Below are 25,721 nucleotides of genomic sequence, written 5' to 3' on the forward strand. Positions count from 1 at the left end.
TTCTCAAAATAACTAAACATATACAATAACCACCGTGAATATGGTTATTTATATAAACCTTTTTTCTTCATCTCATCTATAGACTGATCATACAAGTCATCTTTAATGTCTTGAGAATTGACCCAGTCAGTAAATTCTTTCATTCCCAGAGAAAAGGATATTTTTGGATTGAAACCAAGGTCACGTTTTATCATGGTTAAATCGGCATAGTTATGCCTAATATCACCGATACGATAGTTTCCACTAATTTTTATACATGAATTACTTTGATAGATAGACTTCAGAGTTTCAGCAACTGTCAAAACATCGGTACAAACACCAGAACCAACATTATAAGATTTCCCAGCTGCAACTTTGCTTTCAATAGCAAGAATTATTGAGTCAACGACATCATCAATATAAACAAAATCGCGGCTTTCTAGACCATCCTCGAATATATTAATATCATTGCCATTTTTTATTCTTGTGGAAAAAATAGACAATATACCGGTGTAGGGGTTAGAGAGAGACTGTCCAGCTCCATATACATTTTGAAAACGTAATGCAACAGTATCAATTCCTATACTGTTTCCCGTAATCAAAAACATCTGCTCCTGCACCTGCTTGGTAACACCGTAAATAGATGAGGGATGTATTTTACTATCTTCATCTGTTGCCAGCAATTGTGCATTCATCCCACAAACAGGACACTTGACGTTAAAATCACCACGTTGCATTGCAGCATTATCACGAGCTATCGGATATACAATACCATGTTCTTGGCAAGAATATTTACCCTCCCCATATATAGAGCGAGATGAGGCAATAATCATCTTCTTAATATTTAATTTTTCATTTGCCAGTATATCTAACAATATTGCACTACCGCCAATGTTTACATCACTGTAGCGTTTAATTTGATACATTGATTGCCCAGTACCAGTCTCAGCAGCCAAATGAACCACACAATCAACGCCTTCCAAGGCCGACAACCAGTCGGCTTTAGATTCAACAGTCCCTTTAACAAAGGTAACTTTATCTTTAATTGCTACATAGAGAGGTGATAAATCAGGATTATCGCCATGGATTTGTTGTGATAAGTTATCTAGAACTGTTACAACATAGCCAGAATTGATCAGCTTCAGTGCCAAGTTAGAACCAATAAAGCCTGCGCCACCTGTAATTAAAATTCTTTTACTCATTTTTACTTCCTATGCATTATCTTCAATATATACACCATAAGCGTCAGTTCGGCGCCAAACGCCACGTAGCTTATCATACCGCTTAATAACTCTAGCAGGAGCCCCAGCAATAACGCTGTAAGAAGGAATATCTCCTCTGACTACACTGTTTGCCCCAACAACCACATTATCGCCCAACTTAGTCCCAGCTTGAATTGCTGCCCCCATACCTATAAAACAATTTTTACCTATGCTGGTTTCAGATATTTTTAGCCCTTGTTCAAGTATCGGAGTATCTATTTCTCCATATTCATGATCAATATTAGTTACAAAGACCCTAGCTGATATCACTGTTCCTTGACCGATTACTAATTTTGATGCTGATGTGATGTGAAAAGACTGACCTATCGCAACATTATCCTCAATAATAATTTCACCATCACCATGAACCTCAATTCTAGAACCAGGGAAGATTCTTACTCGCTTTCCAATAGAAACTTTATTTAGCCCCATAAAGAAAATAGGAAATGAGAAATATGTCGGAAATCTGATTTTCTTTAAGAAGAGAGACAAAAATAAAGCACTTAGTAACCATTTAATTTTAAATAACATATCAATCGGCCCTAACATATACAGTAATAACACGCCGAATATATTTTAAAAAGTAGAGAGCCTTAAAAAGCATGGCTTTGGATTTTGATATCTCTTTTGAAGTTACCAATTTATCGATGGTACGTAGTGTGCCTTTATGCATTGCAATCAGATTACTAGACAGCCCTGATGCACCATAATTGTGTTTTCCATTGCCAGTGACAACCAATGAGTCTGGCATATAATAAAAATCTCCATTTTGACATAATCTTAACCATAGATCACCATCCTCGGCATGTGTCATTGTTTCATCATAACATCCAACCTGAATCAATAGATCTCGCCTCACAATGGCGGTCGATGTTTGTGGAAACATCTTTATTAACAGTTCAGTTATAGTTGCCTTGTGTAAAGATATGATCTTTTTTCCAAAGATACTCAGCACTTCATTATTTCTGGCGCAACCGATAAAATCGATATTAAAGGAAGAGGAATGAATTATATTCAACTGTGAGAATAGCTTATTTGGAAGCCAAATGTCATCAGAGTCAATAAATGCAATCCAAGTACCACTTGAAAGTTGAATCCCTAAATTTCTGGCTCTAGAGACACCACCGTTTTCTTTGCACTTATATTTAATGACGACTCCAGGATGTTTTTCAATAAACTCTTTAATCAGAGAGTCCGTGTTATCTGTAGAACCATCATTAATTATCACTATTTCTAGTTCTATTCCAACATCACCTTGTTCAACGACTGAATTCAGACATTGTATTATTGTTTTCTCAGAGTTATATACCGGAATGACAACTGATAGCATATTAAAACAACCCTTTCCATTTATCTAAAATTTTTTTACCATTCCAAGATTGCCCTTTTAAAAAACCAGAATCAGACATGGACAACCTAAGATCTTCATTAGTCATTAACTCTATTAACTTGGACTCATAGAGAGAAATGTTGTCATTCTTTATAAGAAAACCATCTTTTCCATCATCTATGATATCTTTTGGGCCAGCAGGGCAATCAAATGAGATTGTAGGTAGCCCAAATGATAGCGCCTCCAATAGTACCATACCAAACCCCTCACTCTTGGATGTCAAAGCAAAAATAGAAGCTTGGGTATATAATTCCTGGACATTTTTTTGGGGTAGTAACAGCTTAACATTTTCAGAAATTGACAACTCATTAATTAAATCTTCAATTTCCTCCTTCAATTCACCCTGACCAACTAATAAGAGCACCCAATCCTGCAACTCTGGATTGTTATTTATAATTCTATACCATATCCTTATTAATAAATCCTGCCTTTTATCGGCAGTGAACCGGCCAATACTAATAACCTGCCTTTGTCTTACATTAGTTTTAATATATGGGAGTGAAGGTCTCAAATGTGGGATATAAACAACCGGGAACCCTTTAGATAAATAGTAATTATAATCATCGGTTGTAGGCAATATATACACTTTAGCTAGCTTATATATATATTTAATTATTCTGTATATTTTATTATAATTTTCTCTTGCACCATGCTCTGAGGCAATCATTTTATTACCAACCTTAAATGTGAAAGCACACTCAAGAAAAGATAATGGTGTAGTTACATAAACATAATCATAGTTATTTTTAGAAAAGTGAGATCGTAGTTTAAAGGCAGATATGAACAAGCTATAAGACAAGCTGCATGCCCTTTTAAAACGATTCGTCATATCTAACTTTAGACATGTATTTATCGTTTGTATGTCTATTATTTCATTAAGAAAATAAAACGATTTTGGCTCATCTTTGACAAGTATAGTTACATGGTAGTCTTGGCATAACTCATTTGCCAATGTTGACACAACTCGTTCAATTCCCCCTGCCGGCTGCATACTATTTATATACATCAGTATTTTTTTCACACCGAAACCCTTACAATATTAAGCTATTGCCTCTACTAGATACATCACTTATAAAATTAATGGCCGGATATAGATACATAATTGTCACTGCTAGCAAAAATAGAGTAACCATTAATGGGATAGCATTCCTGTTTTTTATTCGTCGAATAAGAGTGATCAATACATAAGGTATAAAGAAAATTTCTCCCCAGAAAAAATACCACTTTACCCTAAACGAAATATCACCGATTGAAGATAATAAAATAGATATTAAAAATCCTATAACATACAAAAAGCAAACAGTCTTGATAAACGCATTCTTAGATTCCACTCTATATAACCAAAAAGCTACAATACATACAAGGAGCTGCTTCAGTGAGTTTGTACCCTCTTGATGATATGATGCATAAATCTCCAGTTTATAAATAATAAAACTGGGTATGAATGGAATTTGTTTCACTATCTCAAATATATTAATATTCACGCCGGATATAGAAACAAAAAAAGCAATAAAAAGAGATACATTTATTATCTCCTTATGCCATCGGGATGACATACCATACAATACAGGTAATACAATGAGGGCTGAAAAATGAAACATTGAAGCAACTAATATCAGCGTAACTGCAAGTAGTTTTTTATGGCACCAAAGCGAAGTCGCAAGCATTACAAATGCAATAGCAAGCCCTTGTCTTATCGCTATCAAGTCAAAAGAAATATAAATAGTCAGTGAATATAGAATGATAGAGAGCAAGGCTGAGTGGCTATGCTTACACACAACGTACATTTTCAATAATACTGCAGGAATAGCCATCAACAGCATAATGAATACAAATGGAATGCCTGCTGAAGAGAAAGCCTTATTAAAATAAAAATAAAATGGTTCAACATTTACCGTACTAAGATCACCATATCGTGATGATACGTATATATCATAGTAATTTAGGTAATCAGGGTCATTGCCACCTCTTAAACCGGCAGTAATTGCTAAGATTAATCCACAAAAAAAAATGATTAACGCTCTCAACTGAAAGGATAATCTCATGCGTTATGTTCCATATAAACTTCTTTTTCTATCCTTCGCAAAAGACTCCAATATTTATGCTTATCTTCCCTTCCTAACATATAGAATAATAACACCCTACTTAATGCAGTGCATTGATATATATAATGACAGACACTATATATATACCTACTCTTATGTTTCTTGAAATATATAGACTTGCTTAAAAATGATCTCTGCAGTGTTTTTTCTTGCAACTGTTCAGATGCCCCCTCTAGATGGAGGATCTTTGCTTGAGGTACAGATGCAACCACAAAACCTTTTTTCATTAATCGATAAAATAAATCGGTTTCTTCGTAGTATAAGAAAAAGTCTTGATCAAATCCATGTACAGCATCGAAATGGCGTTTTACCAACATACTGTCGGCACCAGATAATGTACCTTTAAAATGAATAGGCTTATTCGAGAAGTTAAAATGAAAATTTATTGCTTTTATATGATGCATAGCATTAAAGAAAAGCGAATTAAATTCCAGTATCAGGCCAGGAAAAAACGTTGAGTAAGAGGTGGCAGGATAGTGGCCTTTATCATACAGATTACCACAGACTGCCGCTATATTATCTTTCGCCGAATGAATATCAAGATAATCTGCCAATATTTTTATAGCATTATTCATTAAAATAGTATCGGTATTTAGTAAAAATATATACTCCCCTTTAGCTACTTTTGCTCCAACATTATTCGCGTATCCAAATCCGTAGTTTTTTTCATTTTTGATACAAGTCACGTCGGGAAAAATTCCGCTAACATGCTCCACGGTATTATCATGAGAGTCATTATCAACTAATATAATTTCAAAAATGACATCCTGTGTTTGATCATAAATAGATCTAATCGCGTTGATTGTTAGCTCTCTGGTATTATAGCTTACCAAAATAACACTTACTTTTATCATAAAAAATTTACCAATAAATAATAAATAGTCAATCAATTATTTTTAATATGTCGCCTGTAATGCAGATACACCATCATCAACACACCACATGTCTCAGATATAAAGATGCTAATGAGTGCCCCAGAATACCCAACCCAGTTCACAAAAAGATATAACGTGGCCAGGAATATGCTCAACACGATTAGATTAGACCTTGTAGTAATACTTTCTAATCCTTGAGGAATACTGATTTGAGTATCAATATATACTGCGGCGGCTGTACTTATCACACACATTGCACACAAGATGATATCAATATGGTTGAAGTGATATTCTTCACCTGCGAAATATATTAAAAATGTAGTGCCGAGAACACACAAGAATAAAAATATGACGCCATTTATAGCTGCATACATAAGTCCATATTTTTTATGGAACATATTATTACTAAAATTCTTATACGACTGAATTGCCGTAGGCATAAAAAAACGACACCAAGTTGTTGGTACCATCATTGCCATTGCGTAGATTTGCTTGAGTATATTTAGTATGGCAAGTTCTTTTTTCCCGAGGATTATACTTAATAATAACTGGTCTCCGTATTGATAACCAACTCCAATAATAGAGTTTAGCGCAAAGTGTTTCACTTTTACAGCATAGAGAGATAGCTCTCTTAAAGAGATTTTTCTGAAATGGACAAGCTTACTAATATTTAAGTAGCCAATAATATATGTTAGTCCATACGATAGCGCCATAATTACAGCATATGAAACAACATCACTATTTTTCACAAAAAAATAAATAAAAAAAAGCAACATTATTTTTATAAAAATTGTTCTATAAAATAGAGCCTTATAGTTTTGTGTAGCAAAATAATACCACTCCACGTTAAATGATGACAACACTAATGGAATGAAATACCATAAAGCAATATCGAATCTAACATTGGCAAATGAATGGAACAAAAATATCAATCCAATATAAAAGGCACAGGCAAATAATATAAAATACATCTGCACACATATATATTCTCCACATATGTATCTACAGCTATCAGTATCCCTCTCTGCTAACCACTTACTGCTATACTCTCGGATAAAATATTGCACAAATACGGTGTTAAAAAAAACAATCGTCAATTGATATAATATATTCGCGATAACATAATCGCCATATTGCTCAGGGCTTAGTGCACGAAATACTATTGGTAGTGTCAGTAACGGAAATATTGCATTTAAGATATTCAGTGAAAATGAATAACCTAATTTTCTGATCATATTGGACAACCATTTGTTTTATCCAAGTTAATCTTCCTAAGATTACGTTCTATATTAAATGTATCCTCTATATATGAAACTCGCCCACTATAATTACTGGCAATGTCTAGTTCATTATTTACTATCGCCGCAATTACATTAGAAAGTTCGAGCACGCCCTCTTGAGGAAAAATGCAACCAAAATATCCATCCTTGGTGACTTCTCTGACCCCGCCTACATCTGTTGCAACAATATAGCACCCCATAAAAGCGGCCTCTAGCAAGGCTAATGAAAAACCTTCACGTCTTGACGGTAAAAGAAATACTTTGGTTTTCGCATAAAGCTCAAAAATTTCCTTTCTATTTAACTCACCGACAAACTTTATTCTATTTTTTACAATTGAAGCTATTTTGCTTTTTTCTATTAGTCTCAAAAAATCATCTTCTACTGGACCTGCAAATACAATATCCCAATTCATCAAATCATTAATATGCTCCAAGCTTGATAAGATTAGCTCATGATTTTTTTGATGAACACCTATACGCCCAGAAATTAAAATTATATTGTCCCGATGACTAAAGTCAGTTCGAGGAGCAAGAACGGTTTCTGTTAAAATTGCATTTGTTATAATTTTTGCACGAGCAAAACCACAGTTTAATTTCTTTAGTTCATTTAATATCGGTAGTGACTCTACAGAGATAAAACTTATTTTTTTAAAAATATATGGTATGACGGCTCTATATATGACACCATTCAGTTTATTTTTTAAATGTTCTACACCAGTAGTATCCATATCAAGTTTCAAATAAACATCTATTGATAACAGCCTTAATATTAGCGACATTAATAAAGTTTCATTTTTTAGATGGTACAAGTTTACAATAGTGAAATTTTCTTTAATTATCACCATCAATACTTTAAATATGAAATGCAATCGTCCATAAGCGCTGATTGGTCTCAGCTCGACTAAATCACGAAAAGGTTCTACATCAATATTATTCTTTCGACACCAATAAAATAGACTCGACTTCTGTCCAGTTATTTTTGTCATGGCCATCGGAATCATACCGACATCTTTCGTAAGATGTATTTTTTCAAAATCTCTAAATATTGTTGCAAATTTAGTCAAAACTGTACCTCCGCAGAGGATATATTACAGTATTCACTAAAAGTCATTGCCAACTTATCTTTTGATGATGTCAGAAGTTCACACCCTAATTCTGGCCATTGGATACTAATTGCCGTATCATTCCACACGATACCTCTATCACTGGCAGGTGCATAGTAGTTTGTTGTTTTATACAAAAACTCGGCCGTATCTGTCAGTGTTACAAAACCGTGAGCAAATCCTTCCGGGATCCATAGCTGTCGCTTGTTTTCATCTGAAAGATGTACCCCAACCCAGTGCCCAAAAGTAGGTGAGCTTTTGCGGATATCCACCGCCACATCAAACACCTCACCTGCCACACAACGCACTAGCTTGCCCTGAGCATGGGGAGGCAACTGATAATGCAAGCCACGTAGTACCCCTTTCGAAGACTTGGAGTGATTATCTTGTACAAAGGTAACCGGATATCCTACCGCCTCTTCAAACAACTTTTGGTTGAAACTCTCAAAGAAAAAGCCGCGTTCATCACCAAAGACTTTTGGTTCAAAAATAAGCACGTCAGAAATGGCTGTCTTGATTATATTCATCTGTATATCCACATTAAATTCGCTATTCATGGGAGGAATATTCCCTCCTCCCATATCACATCAGGCTTTGGCAACCATTCTTAACAAGTATTGCCCATACGCATTTTTTGCTAATGGAGCAGCAAGCTCACGTACTTGGTCAGCATTGATAAACTTCTGGCGATAGGCAATCTCTTCCGGACACGCAACTTTCAACCCCTGACGTGTCTCAATGGTCTGAATAAAGTTACTCGCTTCAATCAGGCTTTCATGAGTACCGGTGTCGAGCCAGGCATAACCACGACCCATCATGGCCACCGACAAGTTGCCTTGTTCCAAGTAGATTCGGTTCACATCGGTGATTTCCAGTTCACCACGCGGCGACGGCTTCAGACCCTTGGCTATCTCCACCACGCTGTTGTCGTAGAAATAAAGACCTGTCACCGCATAGTTACTCTTAGGATCCAGTGGCTTCTCTTCCAGTGAAACAGCGGTGCCCAGCGTATCAAATTCCACCACCCCATAACGCTCCGGGTCATGGACATGATAGGCAAAGACGGTAGCACCACTATCTTTACTTGCTGCAGCTTCCAGCTGTTTCTGCAGATCATGGCCGTAGAAGATGTTGTCGCCCAGCACCAGCGCACAGGGATCTGCACCGATAAACTCTTCACCCAAAATAAAGGCCTGTGCCAACCCGTCCGGGCTTGGCTGCACCTTGTATTGCAAATTCAGGCCCCACTGGCTGCCATCCCTCAGCAATTGCTCAAAACGGGGTGTATCTTGCGGGGTGCTGATGATCAAAATATCGCGAATGCCCGCCAGCATCAGGGTACTCAACGGATAATAGATCATTGGTTTGTCGTAGATTGGCAACAGCTGCTTGCTCACAGCCATAGTCACGGGGTAAAGACGGGTGCCGGAGCCGCCGGCCAGAATAATGCCTTTGCGTTTGATCATGATGCGTTATTTCTTATTTTTAAAATGACGACACAAAGATGGGTATTACGCCACATCTTTGCATTTTATCCCTGTTGGCCAGCGCCTATTACGTTGAGGTAACTGAGGGTAGTACTTACTTGCCGAGGATCTCGGTCAGCATTCGCTCAACGCCCACTGTCCAGTCCGGTAGTACCAGATCAAAGGTACGCTGAAACTTGCTGGTATTGAGGCGCGAGTTATGGGGCCGTCTGGCTGGGGTCGGGAAGGCACTGGTCGGCACCGCATTGAGTTGCGTGACCGCAAGTTCAACCCCGGCCTCTCTGGCTTTGGCAAACACCAGCTGGGCGTAGTCAAACCAGGTGGTGGTACCGGAAGCTATCAGATGATACAACCCGGCAACATCTGGTTTACTCTGCGCCACGCGGATCGCATGAGCGGTGCAATCTGCCAGCAATTCGGCACCGGTCGGGGCACCGAACTGGTCATTGATGACCGACATCTCGCTACGCTCCTTGCCAAAACGCAGCATGGTCTTGGCAAAGTTGGCACCGCGGGCAGCGTAGACCCAGCTGGTGCGGAAGATCAGGTGGCGCGAGCACAGGGCCGCAGCCTGCTCACCCGCCAGCTTGGTCTCGCCGTAGACGTTGAGCGGAGCGGTCGCATCGGTTTCAAGCCAAGGGTGCTCACCGCTGCCATCGAACACATAGTCGGTGGAGTAGTGCACCAACCAAGCTCCCAATGCCTCCGCTTCTTTGGCAATCGCAGCCACACTGGTGGCGTTGAGCAGCTCGGCAAACTCCCGCTCGCTCTCGGCTTTGTCTACCGCAGTGTGGGCCGCCGCGTTCACGATGACATCCGGCTTCACCAGGCGTACTGTCTCCGCCACACCAGTCGGATTGCTAAAGTCACCGCAATAATCGGTCGAGTCAAAATCGATGGCTGTGATACGGCCCAGCGGTGCCAGTGCACGTTGCAGCTCCCAGCCAACCTGACCATTCTTGCCAAACAGCAATATGTGCATCAGGCACGCTCCCCGTAATTCTGTTCAATCCAGGTTTGATAAGACCCGCTCTTCACGTTGTTGACCCACTGTTGGTTATACATATACCACTGCACGGTTTTGCGAATGCCAGACTCGAAAGTTTCTTGCGGTTGCCAATCAAGCTCGGCGCTCATCTTGCTGGCATTGATAGCATAGCGACGATCATGGCCGGGACGGTCGGCCACGTAGATGATTTGATCGCGGTAGGAGCCGGCCTTGGGCACCATTTCATCCAGCAGATCGCAGATGGTATGAACGACTTCCAGATTTTGTTTCTCATTATGACCGCCGATGTTGTAGGTCTCGCCGATGACACCGGTTGTTACCACGGTGTAAAGCGCACGAGCGTGATCTTCCACATAGAGCCAATCACGGATCTGGTCACCCTTGCCGTACATCGGCAGCGGTTTGCCATCCAGGGCGTTGAGGATCACCAGCGGGATCAGCTTCTCGGGGAAGTGGTACGGGCCGTAGTTGTTGGAGCAGTTGGTGACTATGGTCGGCAGACCGTAAGTACGGCGCCAGGCGCGCACCAGATGATCGCTGGATGCCTTGGAGGCAGAATAGGGGCTGCTGGGGGCATAAGGGGTAGTTTCGGTAAAGAGCGGCAGCGCCTCACCGGCGCTCACCTCATCCGGGTGGGGTAGATCGCCATACACCTCGTCGGTGGAGATATGGTGGAAACGGAAGGCCGCCTTGCGAGCCTCGTCCAGACCGTTCCAGTAGGCGCGAGCCGTTTCCAGCAGCATGTAGGTGCCGACGATATTGGTTTCGATGAAGTCAGCGGGGCCAGTGATGGAGCGATCGACATGGCTCTCAGCGGCCAGGTGCATCACGGCATCCGGCTGATGCTGGGCAAACACCCGGTCCAGTTCGGCGCGGTTGCAGATATCTACCTGTTCAAAGGCATAACGTTCGCTGTTTGCGACACTGGCCAAGGATTCCAAGTTGCCCGCATAGGTGAGTTTGTCGAGGTTGATGACTGAATCCTGGGTATGCCCAATGATATGACGAACAACCGCCGAGCCGATAAAGCCAGCGCCACCAGTGACAAGAATCTTCATAATTATACTCTTGAAAATTAATAGAAAATTGCGTTTTTTAAAAAGCTAGAAAGCAACGATGATACTCGTCTTTGCAGCGGATGTCTGATGTTCTGCAAGTCAAAAGCAATAGCTACCGCCCCTGAGTTACAGCTCCCAGTTTGCTGCTTTTAACCAGATTGTGTGTGCTGTTGGTCATGATGCCCTCCAGCTTAGGATTGTTCTGCCCCCGTCCCTGATGACAAGACCGTTGCCTGTTTTGCCTTCAACTTGGCCATTACACAAGCTGAAGCCATATATAAATGCCATGTCTCAAGGGCATGGGTCTGGATTCTAGCGCCTTTCCCGGCACCTTGAATAGCCAAAACAACCTTGCTCAAGACAAGTCATTTACAACCAGCTTTGCTGTTGCTCAACTCTCTGTTGACGGACAAAAATGTTTGGCCATCATTTTCAACTGCGGGGTTTCAAAGTAAAAATAGTGACAAATGACGCATCAAAGTGGAATTTGATCACAAGAGCGTCACCTTGCTCCGGCGTTGAGGTAAATATGTAACATTTTATTACAATTACCCCATCCAAGAATGCGCAAATTTTGAACTTTTCCGCAAATTTCTGCTCCCTGCAGGTACTTTGTCTGCACGACGTATTATGTCACTTGAGTTTCATATGTATATGTTTTTGCTGAAAACAAACAGGGCGAACCGGATGGTTCGCCCTGTGGCTATACGATAACGCAAGCTGGGAGGTGATGGCTACTGCTGCTGCTGAACACTCGCCGTCGCGCTTGCGTCGGGGGCTTGCCAACCACCACCCACGGCCTTGTAAAGCGCCACCTGGTTGGTCAGCTGGGCCAGACGGGTGCTGATCAGCCCCTGCTTGGCACTGAACAACGAACGCTGGGCATCGAGCCGGGTCAGGTAGCTGTCCACACCTTGCTCATAGCGGAACTCCGCCAGCTTGAAGTAGGTCTGGTTGGCCTCGACCAGTGCCTGCTGCGCCTGCAACTGCTGCTGGTAATCAGCCTGGGTGCCGAGCGTATCCGCAACCTCCTTGAAGGCGGTCTGGATGCTCTTCTCATAGCTGGCCACCGCCTGCCTGGTGCTCACCTCGGCCACATCGAGATCGGCAATGCGCTTGCCGCCATCGAAGATGGGCAGGTTGATCTGGGGGATAAACGACCAGGTCCCGGTCCCGCCATCAAACAGGCCGCTCAGCTGATTGCTGGCGGTGCCCGCCGTCGCGGTGAGCGAGATGGAGGGGAAGAAGGCCGCGCGCGCCGCACCAATATTGGCATTGGCCGCCTTCAGACTGTGCTCGGCGGCCAGAATATCCGGGCGCTGCTGCAGCAGGCTGGAAGGTGCGCCGACCGGGATGGCCGCCAGTTGCACCTCGGCCAGGGTCGCCGGCTGACCGTCCAGTGCCGGTACCTGGCTGCCAAGCAGCAGGGCCAGACCGTTGCGATCCTGCTTCACCTGGCGCTGGTACTGGGCCAGGCTGACCCGGGCGCTCTCCAGCGCGGTACGCCCCTGCGCCAGCTCCATCTCGGAGGCCGCGCCCAGGCGATACTTGTGCTCGGTCAGGCCATAGCTCTCCTGCTCGGTCGACAGGGTTGCCTCGCTCAACGCCAGCAACTCCTGATCCGCCAGCAGGGTGAGATAGGCGTTGGCCACCGAGGCGACCAGCGCAATCTGGGTGCTGCGCTGGGTCTCGATCTGACCAAGATAGGTCTCCAGCGCCTGATCCTTCAGGCTCTGGATCCGGCCGAACAGGTCCAGCTCATAGGCTGTGATGCCGATGTTGGCATCGTACTGGCTGCTGATGGCACCCTGCCCCGTGCTGCTGAGATCATCCGACCCCTGCTGGCGAGTGCCTGAGCCGTTCGCCGCCAGGGTCGGCAGCTGGGCCGCCCGCTGGATGCGATATCTGGCCTCATAGGCCTCGACATTGAGAGCGGCGATACGCAGATCCCGGTTGTTCTCCAGCGCAGTAGCGATCAGTTTCTGCAGGGCCGGATCGAGGAACTGCTGCTGCCAGGGGGAGGCGACCGCCACCCCTTCCGCCTGGTTGCTCTGCCAGGAGGCGCCTTGCGGCAGCGCGGGTCTTTGATAGTCGGGGGCCATGGAACAGGCCCCCAGCAATAGTGTCACGCTCAAGGCGACGATCGTCTTAGTCATGATGAGTCTCCTTGGCAAGGGCAGCACGCTCTTCCCGTGTACTGTGTTTGGTGAAGTAGCGCGTCACCAGCACGAAGAACAGCGGCACGAAGAAGATGGCCAGCACGGTCGCGCTGATCATGCCCCCCATCACGCCTGTACCTATGGCGTTGCGGCTGCTGGCACCCGCGCCCGAGCTGATGGCCAGCGGCAGCACGCCGAGGATGAAGGCGAGCGAGGTCATCAGGATCGGACGCAACCGCAACCGGGCTGCCTCCACCACGGCTTCGCTGACACCCATCCCCTTGTCATACAGCTCCTTGGCAAATTCGACGATCAGGATCGCGTTCTTGGCCGACAGCCCTATGGTGGTGAGCAAGCCCACCTGGAAGTAGACGTCGTTCTCGAGCCCCCGCATGGTCGCTGCCAGAATGGCGCCCAACACCCCGAGCGGCACTACCAGCATCACCGAGAAGGGAATGCTCCAGCTCTCGTACAGAGCAGCCAGACAGAGGAATACCACCAGCAGGGAGATGGCGTACAAGGCTGGCGCCTGGGAGCCTGCCTGGCGCTCCTGCAGGGAGAGACCTGTCCACTCGATACCTATACCTTCCGGCAGCTGTTTCACCATCTGTTCTATGGCCGCCATGGCGTCACCGGTACTCTTGCCGGGCGCCGCTTCACCCACTATCTCCATGGCGGAGACACCGTTGTAGCGTTCCAGACGGGGCGAACCAAAGCTCCACTCCGTGCTGGCAAAGGCGGAGAAGGGCACCATCTGGCCCGCGCTGTTGCGCACATACCAGAGCTTGAGATCTTCCGGGTTCATCCGGAACGGTGCATCCGCCTGCAGGTAGACCTTCTTGACCCGACCGCGATCGACGAAGTCGTTCACGTAGGAAGAGCCCCAGGCCGCCGCCAGCGTGTTGTTGATGTCGCTGATGGAGAGCCCCTGCGCCAGCGCCTTCTCGTAGTCGATCTTGACGTCGAGCTGCGGTGTGTCTTCCATCCCGTTCGGGCGCACCCGCACCAGGTTGGGATCCTGCGCCGCCATGCCGAGCAGCTGGTTGCGCGCCGCCATCAGCTTCTCGTGCCCCAGCCCGCCGCGATCCTGCAGGTAGAAGTCAAAACCGGTGGCCGTCCCGAGCTCAGGAATGGGAGGCAGGTTGAAGGCAAACACCTGGGCTTCCTTGATGCTGAACAGGTAGCCCATGGCGCGGCCTATGATGGCATTGGCACTGCGCTCCGGCGTGTCGCGCTCTTTCCAGTCTTTCAGCTTGATAAACGCCATGCCGCTGTTCTGACCGCTACCGGCGAAGCTGAAGCCCGCCACCGTCAGCACGGCCTCGACATTATCCTTCTCGTTCTTCAGGAAGTAGTCGCGCATGTCCGCCAGCACCACCTCGGTACGCTGCTTGGTAGCACCGACCGGCAGTTGCACCATGGACATGATGACCCCCTGATCCTCTTCCGGCAGGAAGGAGGTGGGCATGCGCATGAACAGAATGGCCAGCACCGCCAGCATGGCGGCATAGATGATGCCGTAACGCACCCCCTGCTTGACTACCTTGCGCACGCCGTTCTGGTAACGGTTGGCGCCGGCATCGAAGGCCCGGTTGAACCAGCCGAAGAAGCCGCGCTGGGCACCGAACTCGCCGTGCTTGATCGGCTTGAGCAGGGTGGCACAGAGCGCCGGGGTCAGGATCAGGGCCACCAGCACCGACAGCACCATGGCCGAGACTATGGTGAGCGAGAACTGGCGATAGATGGCACCGGTCGAGCCGCCGAAGAAGGCCATGGGCACGAACACGGCGGACAGCACCAGGGCTATCCCCACCAGGGCACCCGTGATCTGGGTCATGGACTTGCGGGTCGCTTCCAGCGGGGAGAGATCCTCCTCGCTCATCAGCCGCTCCACGTTCTCCACCACGACGATGGCGTCATCCACCAGCAAGCCTATGGCCAGCACCAGACCGAACATGGTCAGGGTGTTGATGGAGAAGCCGAACGCCGACATGACGCCGAAGGTCCCCAGCAGTACCACGGGCACGGCTATGGTCGGGATCAGGGTGGCGCGGAAGTTCTGCAGGAACAGATACATGACGCAGAACACCAGGAAGATCGCCTCGATCAGGGTCTGCGCCACCTCCTCGATGGAGATCTTCACGAACGGCGTGGTGTCGTACGGATAGACGATTTCCATGTTGGCCGGGAAGTAGGCGGAGAGCTCATCCAGCTTGCCGCGGATCTTCTCGGCAGTATCGAGCGCGTTGGCACCGGTCGCCAGCTTGATGGCGACAGCCGCGGTGGACTGGCCGTTATAGAGCGCATCGGCGTCGTAGTTTTCGCCCGCCAGCTCAACCCGGGCCACATCCTGCAGCCGTACCTTGGAGCCGTCCTGATTCACCCGCAGCAAGATATTGTTGAACTCGGCCACGCTGGAGAGACGGGTCTGCCCCATGATGGTGGCGGTGAACTGCTGATCGGTCACGGAAGGCGTACCGCCCAGCTTGCCGAACGCCACCTGGGCATTCTGCGCCTTGATGGCGGTCTGCACATCAATCGGGGTCATCTGTACCCGGTTGAGCTTGTTCGGATCAAGCCAGACCCGCATGGAGTACTGGCTGCCGAACAAGGTGATGTCCCCGACCCCGTCCAGACGGCTCAGCGGCTCCTTGATGTTGGCCACCACGTAGTCGGCCAGGTCATCGTTGTTCATGCTGCCATCGCTGGAGATGAAGGCCGCCACCATCAGGAAGCTGCTGGAGGTCTTCTGAACCCGGATCCCCTGCTGTTGTACTTCCTGCGGCAGCAACGACATCGCCTGCTGCAGCTTGTTCTGCACCTGCACCTGGGCGATATCGGGATCGGTACCGGCCTGGAAGGTGAGGGTCACCGACACATTGCCGGACGAATCGGACTGGGAAGACATGTAGAGCAGGTGATCCAGCCCCGTCATGTTCTGCTCGATGATCTGGGTCACCGAGTCTTCCACCGTCTTGGCGGAGGCGCCCGGATAGCTGGCGGAGATGCCGACGGCGGGTGGCGCTATGCTGGGATACTGAGCGATCGGCAGGCCTATGATGGCCAGGCTCCCCGCCAGCATGATCACCAGGGCGATCACCCAGGCGAAAATGGGTCTGTCTATGAAAAATCGTGCCATGAGGCGACTACTCCATCCTACTTGTTGGCCGGGGTCTGGGCAGACAGCTCGGTGGCAGCCTGTTCAGTGGGCGCCACGACAACCCCGGGTTTTACCTTTTGCAGACCGGCGACGATCACCCGCTCGCCCGTCTTGAGACCGGATTCCACCACCCAGTCGCTGCCGACGATGCGACTCAGCTGCACTTCCCGCAGCTCGACCTTGTTGTCCGCGGTCACCACCATGACGGTGGCACCGCCTTTCGGGGTGCGGGTCACGGCGGTTTGCGGCACCAACAGCCCCTCGGCCCGCTCACCCTCTTGCAGGGTGGCGCGCATGAACATGCCGGGCAGCAACAGCTGGTGAGGGTTGGGGACTATCACCCGCAGGGTCACCATGCCGGTGGTCTCATCCACGGTCACGTCGGAGAACTGCAATGAGCCCTCTTCGCTGTAGCTGCTGCCATCTTCCAGCTGGAAGCGCACCTTGGCGCCATCCTGCTGGCCCTGGGTCAGCTTGCCGGCGGCGACCTGACGCTTGAGGCGCAGCAGATCGGCGGTGGACTGACGCACATCCACATACATGGGGTCGAGCTGCTGGATGGAGGTGAGGCTGTCGGCCTGCTGGGCCGTCACCAGGGCACCCTCGGTCACCGCAGACTTGCCGATGCGACCGCTGATGGGGGCCGTGATGCGGGTATAGGCCAGATTGATGTTGGCACTCTGCACTGCGGCCTTGGCGGCTCCTATCTCGGCCAGCTGCTGCTTCCAGGCGGCATCGGCATCGTCGTACTCCTGACTGCTGATGGCCTTCACCTTCACCAGCTCGGCATAACGCTTGGCCTTGAGGCGGGCGCTCTGCTCGTTGGCCTGCGCCTTGGCCAGATTGGCCTTGGCACTGGCCACGCTGGCCTGATAGACGGCGGGGTCTATCTGGTACAGCAGTTGACCGGCCTTGACGTCGCTGCCTTCGGTAAAGAGGCGCTTGAGAATGATACCGCTCACCTGGGGACGCACCTCGGCGACCCGCAGCGGGGCACTGCGGCCAGTCAGCTCCGAGGTGAGCTGCAACGGCATGGTGTGCAGGGTGACGACATCCACGGCGGCGGGTGGCATCTCACCCGGCCCTTGCTGGGCACTGCCCTGTTCGCCACAAGCTGTCAGCAGACCGCTTGCCAGCAGGGCAAGGCCGACCGAACGTGCGAGAATATGTTTATGCATGAAGAACCTGAGCCTCTGTCAATCAATGAATAACCACAGGTTTTATATGACCCTGTTGGTAAAATCGGAAAGATGAGGCAATATACATACATTCATAAATGTATGTAAGTGACTTTTTTTACTTTTACAAGGCGCAGATGTCGATGGCCAGAAGAACCAAAGAAGAGGCGCAGCAGACCCGCTGCCACATCATGAGTACGGCCCTGAATCTGTTCTGTTCGCAAGGATTGGCCAAGACCAGCCTGACCGATATTGCCAGGGCCGCCGATCTGACCCGTGGCGCCATCTATTGGCACTTCAAGAACAAGGAGGAGCTGTTCGTCTCCCTGTGGGAGGAGCTGTGCCAACCGCTCTCCCATCAGCTCGACGCCTGTGTCGCCGAACAGGAGCCGGATCCCCTCGGCAAGCTGCGCAGCTTCCTCAAGGAGGTGCTGGTGAAGATCAGCACCAATCCTGCCCACCAGCAGATGTTCACCATCATGTTCAATCTCGAATCGCTGGAAGGGGAAGCCATCTCGCTGCGCGAGCACATGCGCAGCCAGTCCGCCAACTTCTTCCGGGATCTGGAGACCACCCTGGCCAATGCGGTGCGCCTCGGCCAACTGCCCCGGGGACTGGATCTGCAGCGGGCCGCCACCCTGCTGCACTGCACCCTGGATGGCTACATCATCAACTGGCTGCACTTCCCGGAGCGCATCGACCTGACCCGGGAGGCCGACTTCCTGCTCGACAGCCTGTTTGCCCTGATAGCCCTGCCAACCGGCCCGGCCACCCGCCGCAGCTGATAGCCCGGGCCAGCCCGACGCTGGCCCCGCTCCTTGCTCCCGCACGCCACCACAGAACCGCTCTCCTGCCTGGCAGTACCGATTCACGGCACGACGCTTTGGTAGCCCGTCGCCAAATTTGCTAGAGTAGCGCCCCCGAAAGAAGGTGCCTGCCATGTCCATATCTCCACTGCCCGACCACGATGCCTCCCCCAGTCAGCCATCTGCATCGCCACAGCCCAATCATGATGCCTCCATCAGTCAATCATCTGCATCGCCGCTGCCCAGTCACAATGCCTCCCCCAGTCAATCATCTGCATCGCCGCTGCCCGGTCACAATGCCTCTCCCAGTCAGCCATCTGCATCGCCGCTGCCCGACCACGATGCCTCCTCCAGTCTGCCATCTGCGGCGGATGCCGACACCCTGTCAGCCCGTCAGCGCTTTCTGATATTGCTGGCAAGCGGGGCCCATCTGCTGGAGGCGGGCTGCGGAGCGGGCGAGGATCTGCTCTTTTTCCGGCAGCAAGGCCTCATGGTCACCGCCTTTGATGCCAGCCTGGCCCAGGCCAGGCTCGCCTCGCGCCGCAGCGGCCAACCGGTGCGGGTCTGCCGCCTCGAGCAGATGCACAGCGCCTTGCCCTTTGACGGCATCTGGGCCAGCGGTTCGCTGCCCTGCCTGGCCGAGGGAGAGCTTGCCCCCGCCCTGATGCATCTCGCCGGCCTGCTCAAACCCCGGGCGCCGCTCTACTGCTCCTTCCCTTATGACGAGGGCGAGCACAGCTGCGCCGTGGCCTCCTCACAAGACGAATATCCGCTGCAGACCCGCCTCGATGAGACCCGCCTGCAACAACTGATCGCCCCCCTGCCGTTTACCCTGCATCAGAGCTGGTGCAGCGAGGATGCCGTGCACGGCCGCTGCCTGCATGCCCTGCTGATCCGCCTCCCCGAGCTCGCCCCCACCCTGCATCAATATCGCCGCCGTCGCTTCAAGGGACCCATTCCCCGTGATCCATCATCCAGATAACAATATTTAACTCGGAGTTAACCAGGTGATGGCAGACAAGATGCGGCGTTTGTGTTAAAAAGCGGCATTAAAATCAAAATTAAATAACAAATCAGACACTAACACCTGGATTTACTTATGAAACTTGTCCTCAAACTGGTTGCCGGCATCCTGGCCGGTCTCTTGCTCGGTCTCTACGCCCCCGAATGGGTCGCACGCGTGCTGTTTACGGCCAAGACAGTCATAGGTCAGCTGATCACCTTCACCATTCCGCTCATCATCCTGTTCTTCATCATGAGCGGCATCGCCAGCCTGCCGAAGAACTCCGGCAAGCTGCTGGGCAAGACGGTCGCCCTCTCCTACTGCTCCACCATACTGGCGGGCCTGTTCGCCTTTGCCGTGGCCAGCAACCTGATCCCGCGCCTGACCACAGCCGCCGAGCCCACGGCCGCGGCCGCCATCAAGCTCAGCTCCTACGTCAACCTGGAGATACCGCCGCTGTTCGGGGTCATGTCGGCCCTGGCCGCCGCCTTCGTGTTCGGCATCGGCATCAGCGCCACCCAGGCCACCGATCTGCGCCGGGTCGCCGATCAGGGCCGCGACATCATAGACCGCCTGCTGGCCAAGGTGATCATCCCGCTGCTGCCCTTCTACATCGCCGGTGTCTTCGTCGAGATGACGGTCGAGGGCACCGTCTTCGCCACCCTGAAGACCTTCGGCGTGGTGCTGGTGATGGCCATCGTGATGCACTGGCTCTGGCTCTCCGTGCTGTTCGTCGGCACTGGGCTGGCGCTGGGTCGCTCACCCGCCATGCTCATCAAGAACATGCTGCCCGCCTACTTCACCGCCCTCGGCACCATGTCCAGCGCCGCCACCATCCCGGTGGCCCTGCAGGCCAGCAAGAACAACGGCGTGAGCGACGGCATAGCCAACTTCACCGTGCCGCTGTGCGCCACCATCCACCTGTGTGGCTCCACCATCACGCTGGTGACCTGTGCCACCGCCGTCATGTTCCTCTCCGAGCACCTGGCCATTCCGGGACTGGACACCATGCTGCCCTTCATCATGATGCTGGGCATCATCATGATAGCCGCGCCGGGTGCCCCGGGTGGCGGCGTCATGTCCGCCCTGGGCCTGCTCACCTCCATGCTCGGCTTCGGTGAGGCCTCCATCGCCCTGATGATCGCCCTCTACCTGGCGCAGGACAGCTTCGGCACCGCCTGCAACGTCACAGGTGACGGCGTCATCGCCCTGTGGGCCGACCGCTTCGCCCAGCGCGGGGAGACAGCGCTCGGCGCCGAGCAGGACGCAGCCTGATAGAGCAAGCACATAAAAAAACGGGAGCCAGTGGCTCCCGTTTTTTTATGGCTGGCATCCGAGGTCAACCGCGCCGGCGGATCACCCCCTCCTGCGCCGTGCTCGCCACCAGCACACCGTCGCGGGTGAAGAACTGGCCGCGCACCAGACCACGACCTGCGCTGGCGCTCGGGCTGTCCACCACGTAGAGCAGCCAGTCATCCAGCCGGAAGTCCCGGTGGAACCACATGGAGTGATCTATGGTGGCCACCTGCATGTCCGGCTCCCAGTACGAGACGCCATGAGGCTGCAGGGCGGTAAACAGGAAGTGGAAATCGGAGGCATAGGCCAGCAGGTATTTATGGACCCGCTGATCGTCCGGCATCTGGCCGTTGGCCCTGAACCAGACGTGGCGCAGCGGCTCGTGCACATCGGGGCGGATCGGGTCGACCAGGGTCACGGGGCGAATTTCGATGGGCTTCTCGCACATGATCTTGTCGCGCAGGGCGGACGGGATCTGCTGCTCGTAGGGGCGCACCAGCTCCAGCTCGCTCTTGAGCTGCTCGGGCGGGGTGATCCCCGCCGGCATGGCGATCTGATGCTCGAACCCCTCGGCCTCGACCTGGAAGGAGGCGTTGAGATAGAAGATGGGCTTGCCGCCCTGAATGGCCTTGACCCGGCGGGTGGAGACGGTCTGGCCGTCACGGATATTCTCCACGTCGTAGATGATGGGACGATTGGCATCACCGGGGCGCAGGAAGTAGGAGTGGAAACTGTGCACCTGACGATCGGCGGCCACCGTCTGTTTGGCGGCTGACAAGGCCTGCCCCATTACCTGTCCGCCAAACACGGCCCGCAGACCGAGATCCTGGCTCTGGCCCCGAAACAGGCCCTCCTCGATTTTCTCGAGCGCCAGCAGTGCCAGCAGCTCATCAAGTACCTTGCTCATTATTATCTCCTGTATCAGTGCCGCAAAGGCTAACAAGCCCGCTCTGGCAGAGCAACCTTGCCCCTCCCCCGCAGTGGATCCGCCGGGTGGTTTAATTCAGCAAGGAAGGAATTGGAATAATAAACGGCAGACGGCAGCAACAAAAAGGCCCGCCTGAGAGGCGGGCCTTTCCATGCGCGAACCCATGAGGCTCAGCGCAACGCTTACTTGCTGCCGGTACCCGAGTTGCGGGTAGAGGAGGTCGGCTTGCGGCGGGCCGTGGTGCTGCGGGCGCGCGGCTCCATGCCCTGCATGTCCTTGTGACGCTTGACGGCGCGACGGATCTGGGCGGCCTGCTTGTGACGGGTGCTCTTGCCATCCTGCTGCAGATCGACCTTGGATTCGGTCTCCGGCGGCATGTTGACCAGACCGCGCAGGTAGTTCACTTCCGGCAGTTTCAGCTCCTGCCAGCCACCACGAGGGATGCCGCGATCCAGGGTGACGTCGCCGTAGCGCACCCGCATCAGACGGCTCACCTGCACTTCCTGGGATTCCCACAGGCGGCGCACTTCACGGTTGCGGCCCTCGGTCAGGGTGACGTTGAACCACTGGTTCAGGCCTTCACCGCCGGCCGGTTTGATCTTGTTGAACTTGGCCATGCCATCTTCCAGCTGCACACCCTTGCGCAGGCGTTGCAGCATGGCTTCGGTGATCTCGCCAAACACACGCACCGCGTATTCACGCTCCACTTCGTGGCTCGGGTGCATCAGGCGGTTGGCCAGCTCACCGTCTGTGGTGAACAGCAGCAAGCCGGAGGTGTTGACGTCGAGACGGCCTACCGCGATCCAGCGGGCACTCTCCAGCTTGGGCAGACGATCGAACACGGTGGGACGACCTTCCGGATCGTGACGGGTACACATCTCCCCTTCGGGCTTGTGATACGCCAGCACGCGGCAGATCATCTCTTCCTCGGCACGGGTCTTGACCGTATGGCCATCGACACGGATCACGGCGTTCACTTCGACGCGATCTCCCAGTGTGGCGACCTTGCCATCCACACTGACCCGACCTGCGGTGATCAGGGCCTCCATCTCACGACGGGAGCCGTGACCCGCGCGGGCCAACACTTTTTGCAGTTTTTCACTCATCGGGGTTACCTGATTGTTGATCGCTGCCCGCCAGCATAACGGGCAACGGTTATTACTGTGTCGAACCCAGTACGGGCAATCCGACACGCTTCAATGCTCAAAAGATCGGGTCAGCCGGCACATGCCAGCACAGTGGACCCGGTCTCGCGGCCCTCGCCCGGCATGCCGGGCAAGGGGATGGCAGTGCAGGATCCCGCATGGGTCATCCGACACGCCCTGATGTTCAAGAGGCCAGGTCAGCCGGCACAGGCCAGCGACCTGAACCGGGCCTAGCTGCCCTCGACCGGCAGACCGGGCAAGGGGTGTTGCAGTTCAGGATCCAGCTCGGGGAGCTGCTCCAGGCTCTGCAGATTAAAATAATCCAGAAACTCCCGGGTGGTGGCGAGCAGCTCGGGGCGACCCACCACCTCCTTGTGACCGACGCTGCGCACCCAGCCACGCTCTTTCAGGGTATTCACTATCTGGCTCGACACCGCCACCCCGCGGATGGCTTCGATCTCGGCCCGGGTGATGGGCTGCCGATACGCAATCAGCGTCAGCGTCTCCATCACGGCGCGGGAATAGCGGGGTGCCCGCTCGCTCCAGAGCCTGGAGAGCTCCTCGGCATACTCCTGACGCGCCTGAAAGCGCCAGCCGGAGGCAACCTCTTTGAGCTCCACCCCCCGCTCGCTGTAATCCTGCCGCAGTTCTGCCAGCAAGAGTTGAATATAGCGGCCGGTGACGGGGTAATCCGCCAGCACGCCGCTTTTCAGCTCACTTACGGTTAATGGCCGTCCGGCCACGAAGATCGCGGCCTCGACCAGCGTCTTGAGCCGTTCAGCGGGCAGCGCCACGGTTGCCCTCCCCGCTCATGGCTGCAGGCTGGCTGGCCAACGGGAGAGGCACACAGACCCCGGCAGGCGGGCAACAGGCTCGGGACAAAGAAAACAACTCAGTGTGCATGTTCACGCTCCCCGCTTTCATCTTGGCTCGCCAGGGCAAAGTGGATCGGCCCCAGCGGCTCGGCCTGCAGGATCCAGATCAGGGACTCCTTGCACAGCTCCAGCAGGGCCAGAAACGTCACCAGCACCCCCATGCGCCCCTCTTCGGCTCTGAGCACCTGTTCCAGCCGCAAGGTCCGGCCCAGCGAGAGCATGGCGAGGATCTCCGCCATGCGCACCCGGGTCGGGATCTGCTCGCGGCGGATCTGATGATGTTCGAAATGAGTCGCGCGTTTTACCACACTTTGCATGTAAAGGGCGAGCTCAACCAGCGAAACATCGGGGGTCAATGGCTTGAGAGAGCCAAAATCCGGCGGCAAGACGGCGGCGATGAAGATCTCCCGCTCCACCCGTGGCAAGGCATTGAGACGCTCGCCCCCCACCTTGAACCGCTCATATTCCTGCAACCGGCGAATGAGGGTGACGCGGGGATCCTCCCCCTCCTCTTCATCCTCCAGCTCGGGGGCCTTGGGCAGCAGCAGGCGAGATTTGATCTCCGCCAGCCAGGCCGCCATCAGCAGATATTCCGCGGCCAGCTCCAGATTGAGCCCCTGCATCAGCTCCACGTACTCCATGTACTGGGCGGTGATCTGCAGGATCGGCAGGTTCAGGATATCCAGCTGCTGGCGCCGGATGAGATAGAGCAGCAGATCGAGCGGCCCCTCGAAGGTATCGAGGAAGACTTCCAGCGCATCGGGCGGAATGAACAAGTCCTGGGGCAGCTCATGGTAGGGCTGCCCCAGCACACGCGCTATGGGGGATGGGATGGCCTGGGGGAGGACACGCTCCCCGGTTGCGCCCAACGCAGGCGGGGCCATCACGGGCACAGGGTCATCACTCAAACGGGGTCGGGTCTCCGGCACCACGACGACGCAGCACGGGCTCGTCATCGGAGAAATCCACCACAGTAGTGGGCTGCTCACCCAGATAGCCACCGTTGACCACCAGATCCAGCTGCTTGCCCAGCTTGTCGAAGATCTCTTCCGGGTCAAACTCCGCCATCTCCGAACCCGGCAGGATCAGAGTGGTGGAGAGCAGCGGCTCACCGAGGGCTTCCAGCAGGGCCAGCGCTATGTTGTTGGCGGGCACCCGGATGCCGATGGTCTTCTTCTTCTCGTTCATCAGGCGGCGCGGCACTTCCTTGGTCGCCTTGAAGATGAAGGTGTAGGGCCCCGGCGTGTTGCCCTTGACCAGGCGAAACGCCGTGTTGTCCACCTTGGCATAGGTGGAGATCTCGGAGAGATCCCGGCACACCAGGGTGAAGTCGTGGGTGGGATCGATGCGACGGATGCGGCAGATGCGCTCCAGCGCGCCCTTGTCACCCATCTGGCAACCGAGCGCATAGCCGGAATCGGTCGGGTAGGCGATGACGCCACCGTTCTGGATGATCTGCACTGCCTGACCGATCAGACGGGCCTGGGGATTTTCCGGATGTACGTAAAAATGCTGACTCATATGCTCTTCTCGCGATAGGGGCACGCGCGGTGCCCGCTTCATGGTCACGGGTTCCAGACCCATGACGCTACCTTAACCTGTTTGACGCCGGTTTGCCCTCCC

General features: G+C 51.9%; 23 protein-coding genes. 3 read left to right on the forward strand and 20 right to left on the reverse strand.

All coding sequences use genetic code 11. The features are described from left to right. Positions 1–44: 44 nt before the first annotated feature. The 15 genes from AACW87_RS00645 to AACW87_RS00715 form a co-directional block, all read right to left on the reverse strand. The gene (locus tag AACW87_RS00645) at positions 45–1,181 is read right to left on the reverse strand and encodes an NAD-dependent epimerase/dehydratase family protein (protein WP_241326297.1); all 1,137 of its coding nucleotides are present in this window, start codon (positions 1,179–1,181) and stop codon (positions 45–47) included. Positions 1,182–1,190: 9 nt separating this feature from the next. Beyond that, complete coding sequence (locus AACW87_RS00650) at positions 1,191–1,772, reverse strand: acyltransferase (protein WP_241326298.1); 582 nt, start codon at positions 1,770–1,772, stop codon at positions 1,191–1,193. Position 1,773: 1 nt separating this feature from the next. Beyond that, positions 1,774–2,571, reverse strand: coding sequence for a glycosyltransferase family 2 protein (locus tag AACW87_RS00655; protein WP_241326299.1), 798 nt, complete (start codon positions 2,569–2,571; stop codon positions 1,774–1,776). A 1-nt stretch (position 2,572) separates the two neighbouring features. Next, complete coding sequence (locus tag AACW87_RS00660) at positions 2,573–3,652, reverse strand: glycosyltransferase family 4 protein (RefSeq protein WP_241326300.1); 1,080 nt, start codon at positions 3,650–3,652, stop codon at positions 2,573–2,575. A 10-nt stretch (positions 3,653–3,662) separates the two neighbouring features. Further along, the gene (locus AACW87_RS00665) at positions 3,663–4,676 is read right to left on the reverse strand and encodes an EpsG family protein (RefSeq protein WP_241326301.1); all 1,014 of its coding nucleotides are present in this window, start codon (positions 4,674–4,676) and stop codon (positions 3,663–3,665) included. Then, on the reverse strand, positions 4,673–5,590 hold the full coding sequence (locus AACW87_RS00670; protein WP_241326302.1) for a glycosyltransferase family 2 protein: 918 nt from the start codon (positions 5,588–5,590) through the stop codon (positions 4,673–4,675). The genes AACW87_RS00665 and AACW87_RS00670 overlap by 4 nt, the downstream gene beginning before the upstream one ends. A gap of 32 nt (positions 5,591–5,622) precedes the next feature. Further along, on the reverse strand, positions 5,623–6,846 hold the full coding sequence (locus AACW87_RS00675; protein WP_241326303.1) for a lipopolysaccharide biosynthesis protein: 1,224 nt from the start codon (positions 6,844–6,846) through the stop codon (positions 5,623–5,625). Continuing rightward, positions 6,843–7,955 (reverse strand): glycosyltransferase family 4 protein, encoded by a 1,113-nt coding sequence (locus tag AACW87_RS00680; RefSeq protein WP_241326304.1) that lies wholly within the window; start codon positions 7,953–7,955, stop codon positions 6,843–6,845. The genes AACW87_RS00675 and AACW87_RS00680 overlap by 4 nt, the downstream gene beginning before the upstream one ends. Next, positions 7,952–8,521, reverse strand: a complete 570-nt coding sequence (gene rfbC, locus AACW87_RS00685; RefSeq protein WP_241326325.1) for a dTDP-4-dehydrorhamnose 3,5-epimerase — start codon at positions 8,519–8,521, stop codon at positions 7,952–7,954. Before rfbC ends, AACW87_RS00680 begins: the two co-directional genes overlap by 4 nt. 60 nt (positions 8,522–8,581) lie before the next feature. Further along, entirely contained in the window at positions 8,582–9,460 is an 879-nt protein-coding gene (gene rfbA / locus AACW87_RS00690) for a glucose-1-phosphate thymidylyltransferase RfbA (RefSeq protein ID WP_241326305.1), read from the reverse strand. A 115-nt stretch (positions 9,461–9,575) separates the two neighbouring features. After that, complete coding sequence (rfbD, locus tag AACW87_RS00695) at positions 9,576–10,463, reverse strand: dTDP-4-dehydrorhamnose reductase (RefSeq protein WP_241326306.1); 888 nt, start codon at positions 10,461–10,463, stop codon at positions 9,576–9,578. Continuing rightward, positions 10,463–11,548 (reverse strand): dTDP-glucose 4,6-dehydratase, encoded by a 1,086-nt coding sequence (gene rfbB, locus AACW87_RS00700; protein ID WP_241326307.1) that lies wholly within the window; start codon positions 11,546–11,548, stop codon positions 10,463–10,465. The genes rfbD and rfbB overlap by 1 nt, the downstream gene beginning before the upstream one ends. A gap of 734 nt (positions 11,549–12,282) precedes the next feature. Then, the gene (locus tag AACW87_RS00705) at positions 12,283–13,704 is read right to left on the reverse strand and encodes an efflux transporter outer membrane subunit (RefSeq protein WP_241326308.1); all 1,422 of its coding nucleotides are present in this window, start codon (positions 13,702–13,704) and stop codon (positions 12,283–12,285) included. Then, complete coding sequence (locus AACW87_RS00710; protein WP_042870633.1) at positions 13,697–16,846, reverse strand: efflux RND transporter permease subunit; 3,150 nt, start codon at positions 16,844–16,846, stop codon at positions 13,697–13,699. The genes AACW87_RS00705 and AACW87_RS00710 overlap by 8 nt, the downstream gene beginning before the upstream one ends. A 17-nt stretch (positions 16,847–16,863) precedes the next feature. Further along, on the reverse strand, positions 16,864–18,045 hold the full coding sequence (locus AACW87_RS00715; RefSeq protein ID WP_043134209.1) for an efflux RND transporter periplasmic adaptor subunit: 1,182 nt from the start codon (positions 18,043–18,045) through the stop codon (positions 16,864–16,866). A 143-nt stretch (positions 18,046–18,188) separates the two neighbouring features. Between AACW87_RS00715 and AACW87_RS00720 the strand changes: the two genes are divergently transcribed. The 3 genes from AACW87_RS00720 to AACW87_RS00730 all read left to right on the forward strand — a co-directional run bounded on the left by AACW87_RS00720 (position 18,189) and on the right by AACW87_RS00730 (position 21,129). Further along, the gene (locus AACW87_RS00720; protein ID WP_241326309.1) at positions 18,189–18,830 is read left to right on the forward strand and encodes a TetR family transcriptional regulator; all 642 of its coding nucleotides are present in this window, start codon (positions 18,189–18,191) and stop codon (positions 18,828–18,830) included. 430 nt (positions 18,831–19,260) lie between these two features. Further along, a complete protein-coding gene (locus AACW87_RS00725) occupies positions 19,261–19,833 on the forward strand; it encodes a class I SAM-dependent methyltransferase (protein ID WP_445206837.1) in 573 nt (190 codons plus the stop codon). Between the two features lie 117 nt (positions 19,834–19,950). Next, a complete protein-coding gene (locus AACW87_RS00730; RefSeq protein WP_241326311.1) occupies positions 19,951–21,129 on the forward strand; it encodes a dicarboxylate/amino acid:cation symporter in 1,179 nt (392 codons plus the stop codon). Positions 21,130–21,193: 64 nt separating this feature from the next. On the opposite strand, the gene tesB is transcribed toward AACW87_RS00730, so the two are convergent. The 5 genes from tesB to AACW87_RS00755 all read right to left on the reverse strand — a co-directional run bounded on the left by tesB (position 21,194) and on the right by AACW87_RS00755 (position 25,619). After that, positions 21,194–22,057, reverse strand: a complete 864-nt coding sequence (gene tesB / locus AACW87_RS00735) for an acyl-CoA thioesterase II (RefSeq protein WP_043556714.1) — start codon at positions 22,055–22,057, stop codon at positions 21,194–21,196. A 203-nt stretch (positions 22,058–22,260) separates the two neighbouring features. Further along, on the reverse strand, positions 22,261–23,184 hold the full coding sequence (gene rluB / locus AACW87_RS00740; protein WP_043134216.1) for a 23S rRNA pseudouridine(2605) synthase RluB: 924 nt from the start codon (positions 23,182–23,184) through the stop codon (positions 22,261–22,263). A gap of 269 nt (positions 23,185–23,453) precedes the next feature. Next, positions 23,454–24,017, reverse strand: coding sequence for an SMC-Scp complex subunit ScpB (gene scpB, locus AACW87_RS00745; RefSeq protein WP_241278349.1), 564 nt, complete (start codon positions 24,015–24,017; stop codon positions 23,454–23,456). Positions 24,018–24,115: 98 nt separating this feature from the next. Further along, positions 24,116–25,054, reverse strand: coding sequence for a segregation and condensation protein A (locus AACW87_RS00750; RefSeq protein ID WP_241326312.1), 939 nt, complete (start codon positions 25,052–25,054; stop codon positions 24,116–24,118). Then, positions 24,999–25,619 carry an L-threonylcarbamoyladenylate synthase gene (locus AACW87_RS00755; RefSeq protein WP_043134223.1) on the reverse strand — a complete coding sequence of 207 codons (621 nt, stop codon included), beginning with the start codon at positions 25,617–25,619 and terminating at the stop codon, positions 24,999–25,001. Before AACW87_RS00755 ends, AACW87_RS00750 begins: the two co-directional genes overlap by 56 nt. Positions 25,620–25,721 lie beyond the last annotated feature (102 nt).

The sequence above is a fragment of the Aeromonas sp. MR7 genome, assembly GCF_963899385.1.
GTDB lineage: Bacteria > Pseudomonadota > Gammaproteobacteria > Enterobacterales > Aeromonadaceae > Aeromonas > Aeromonas bestiarum.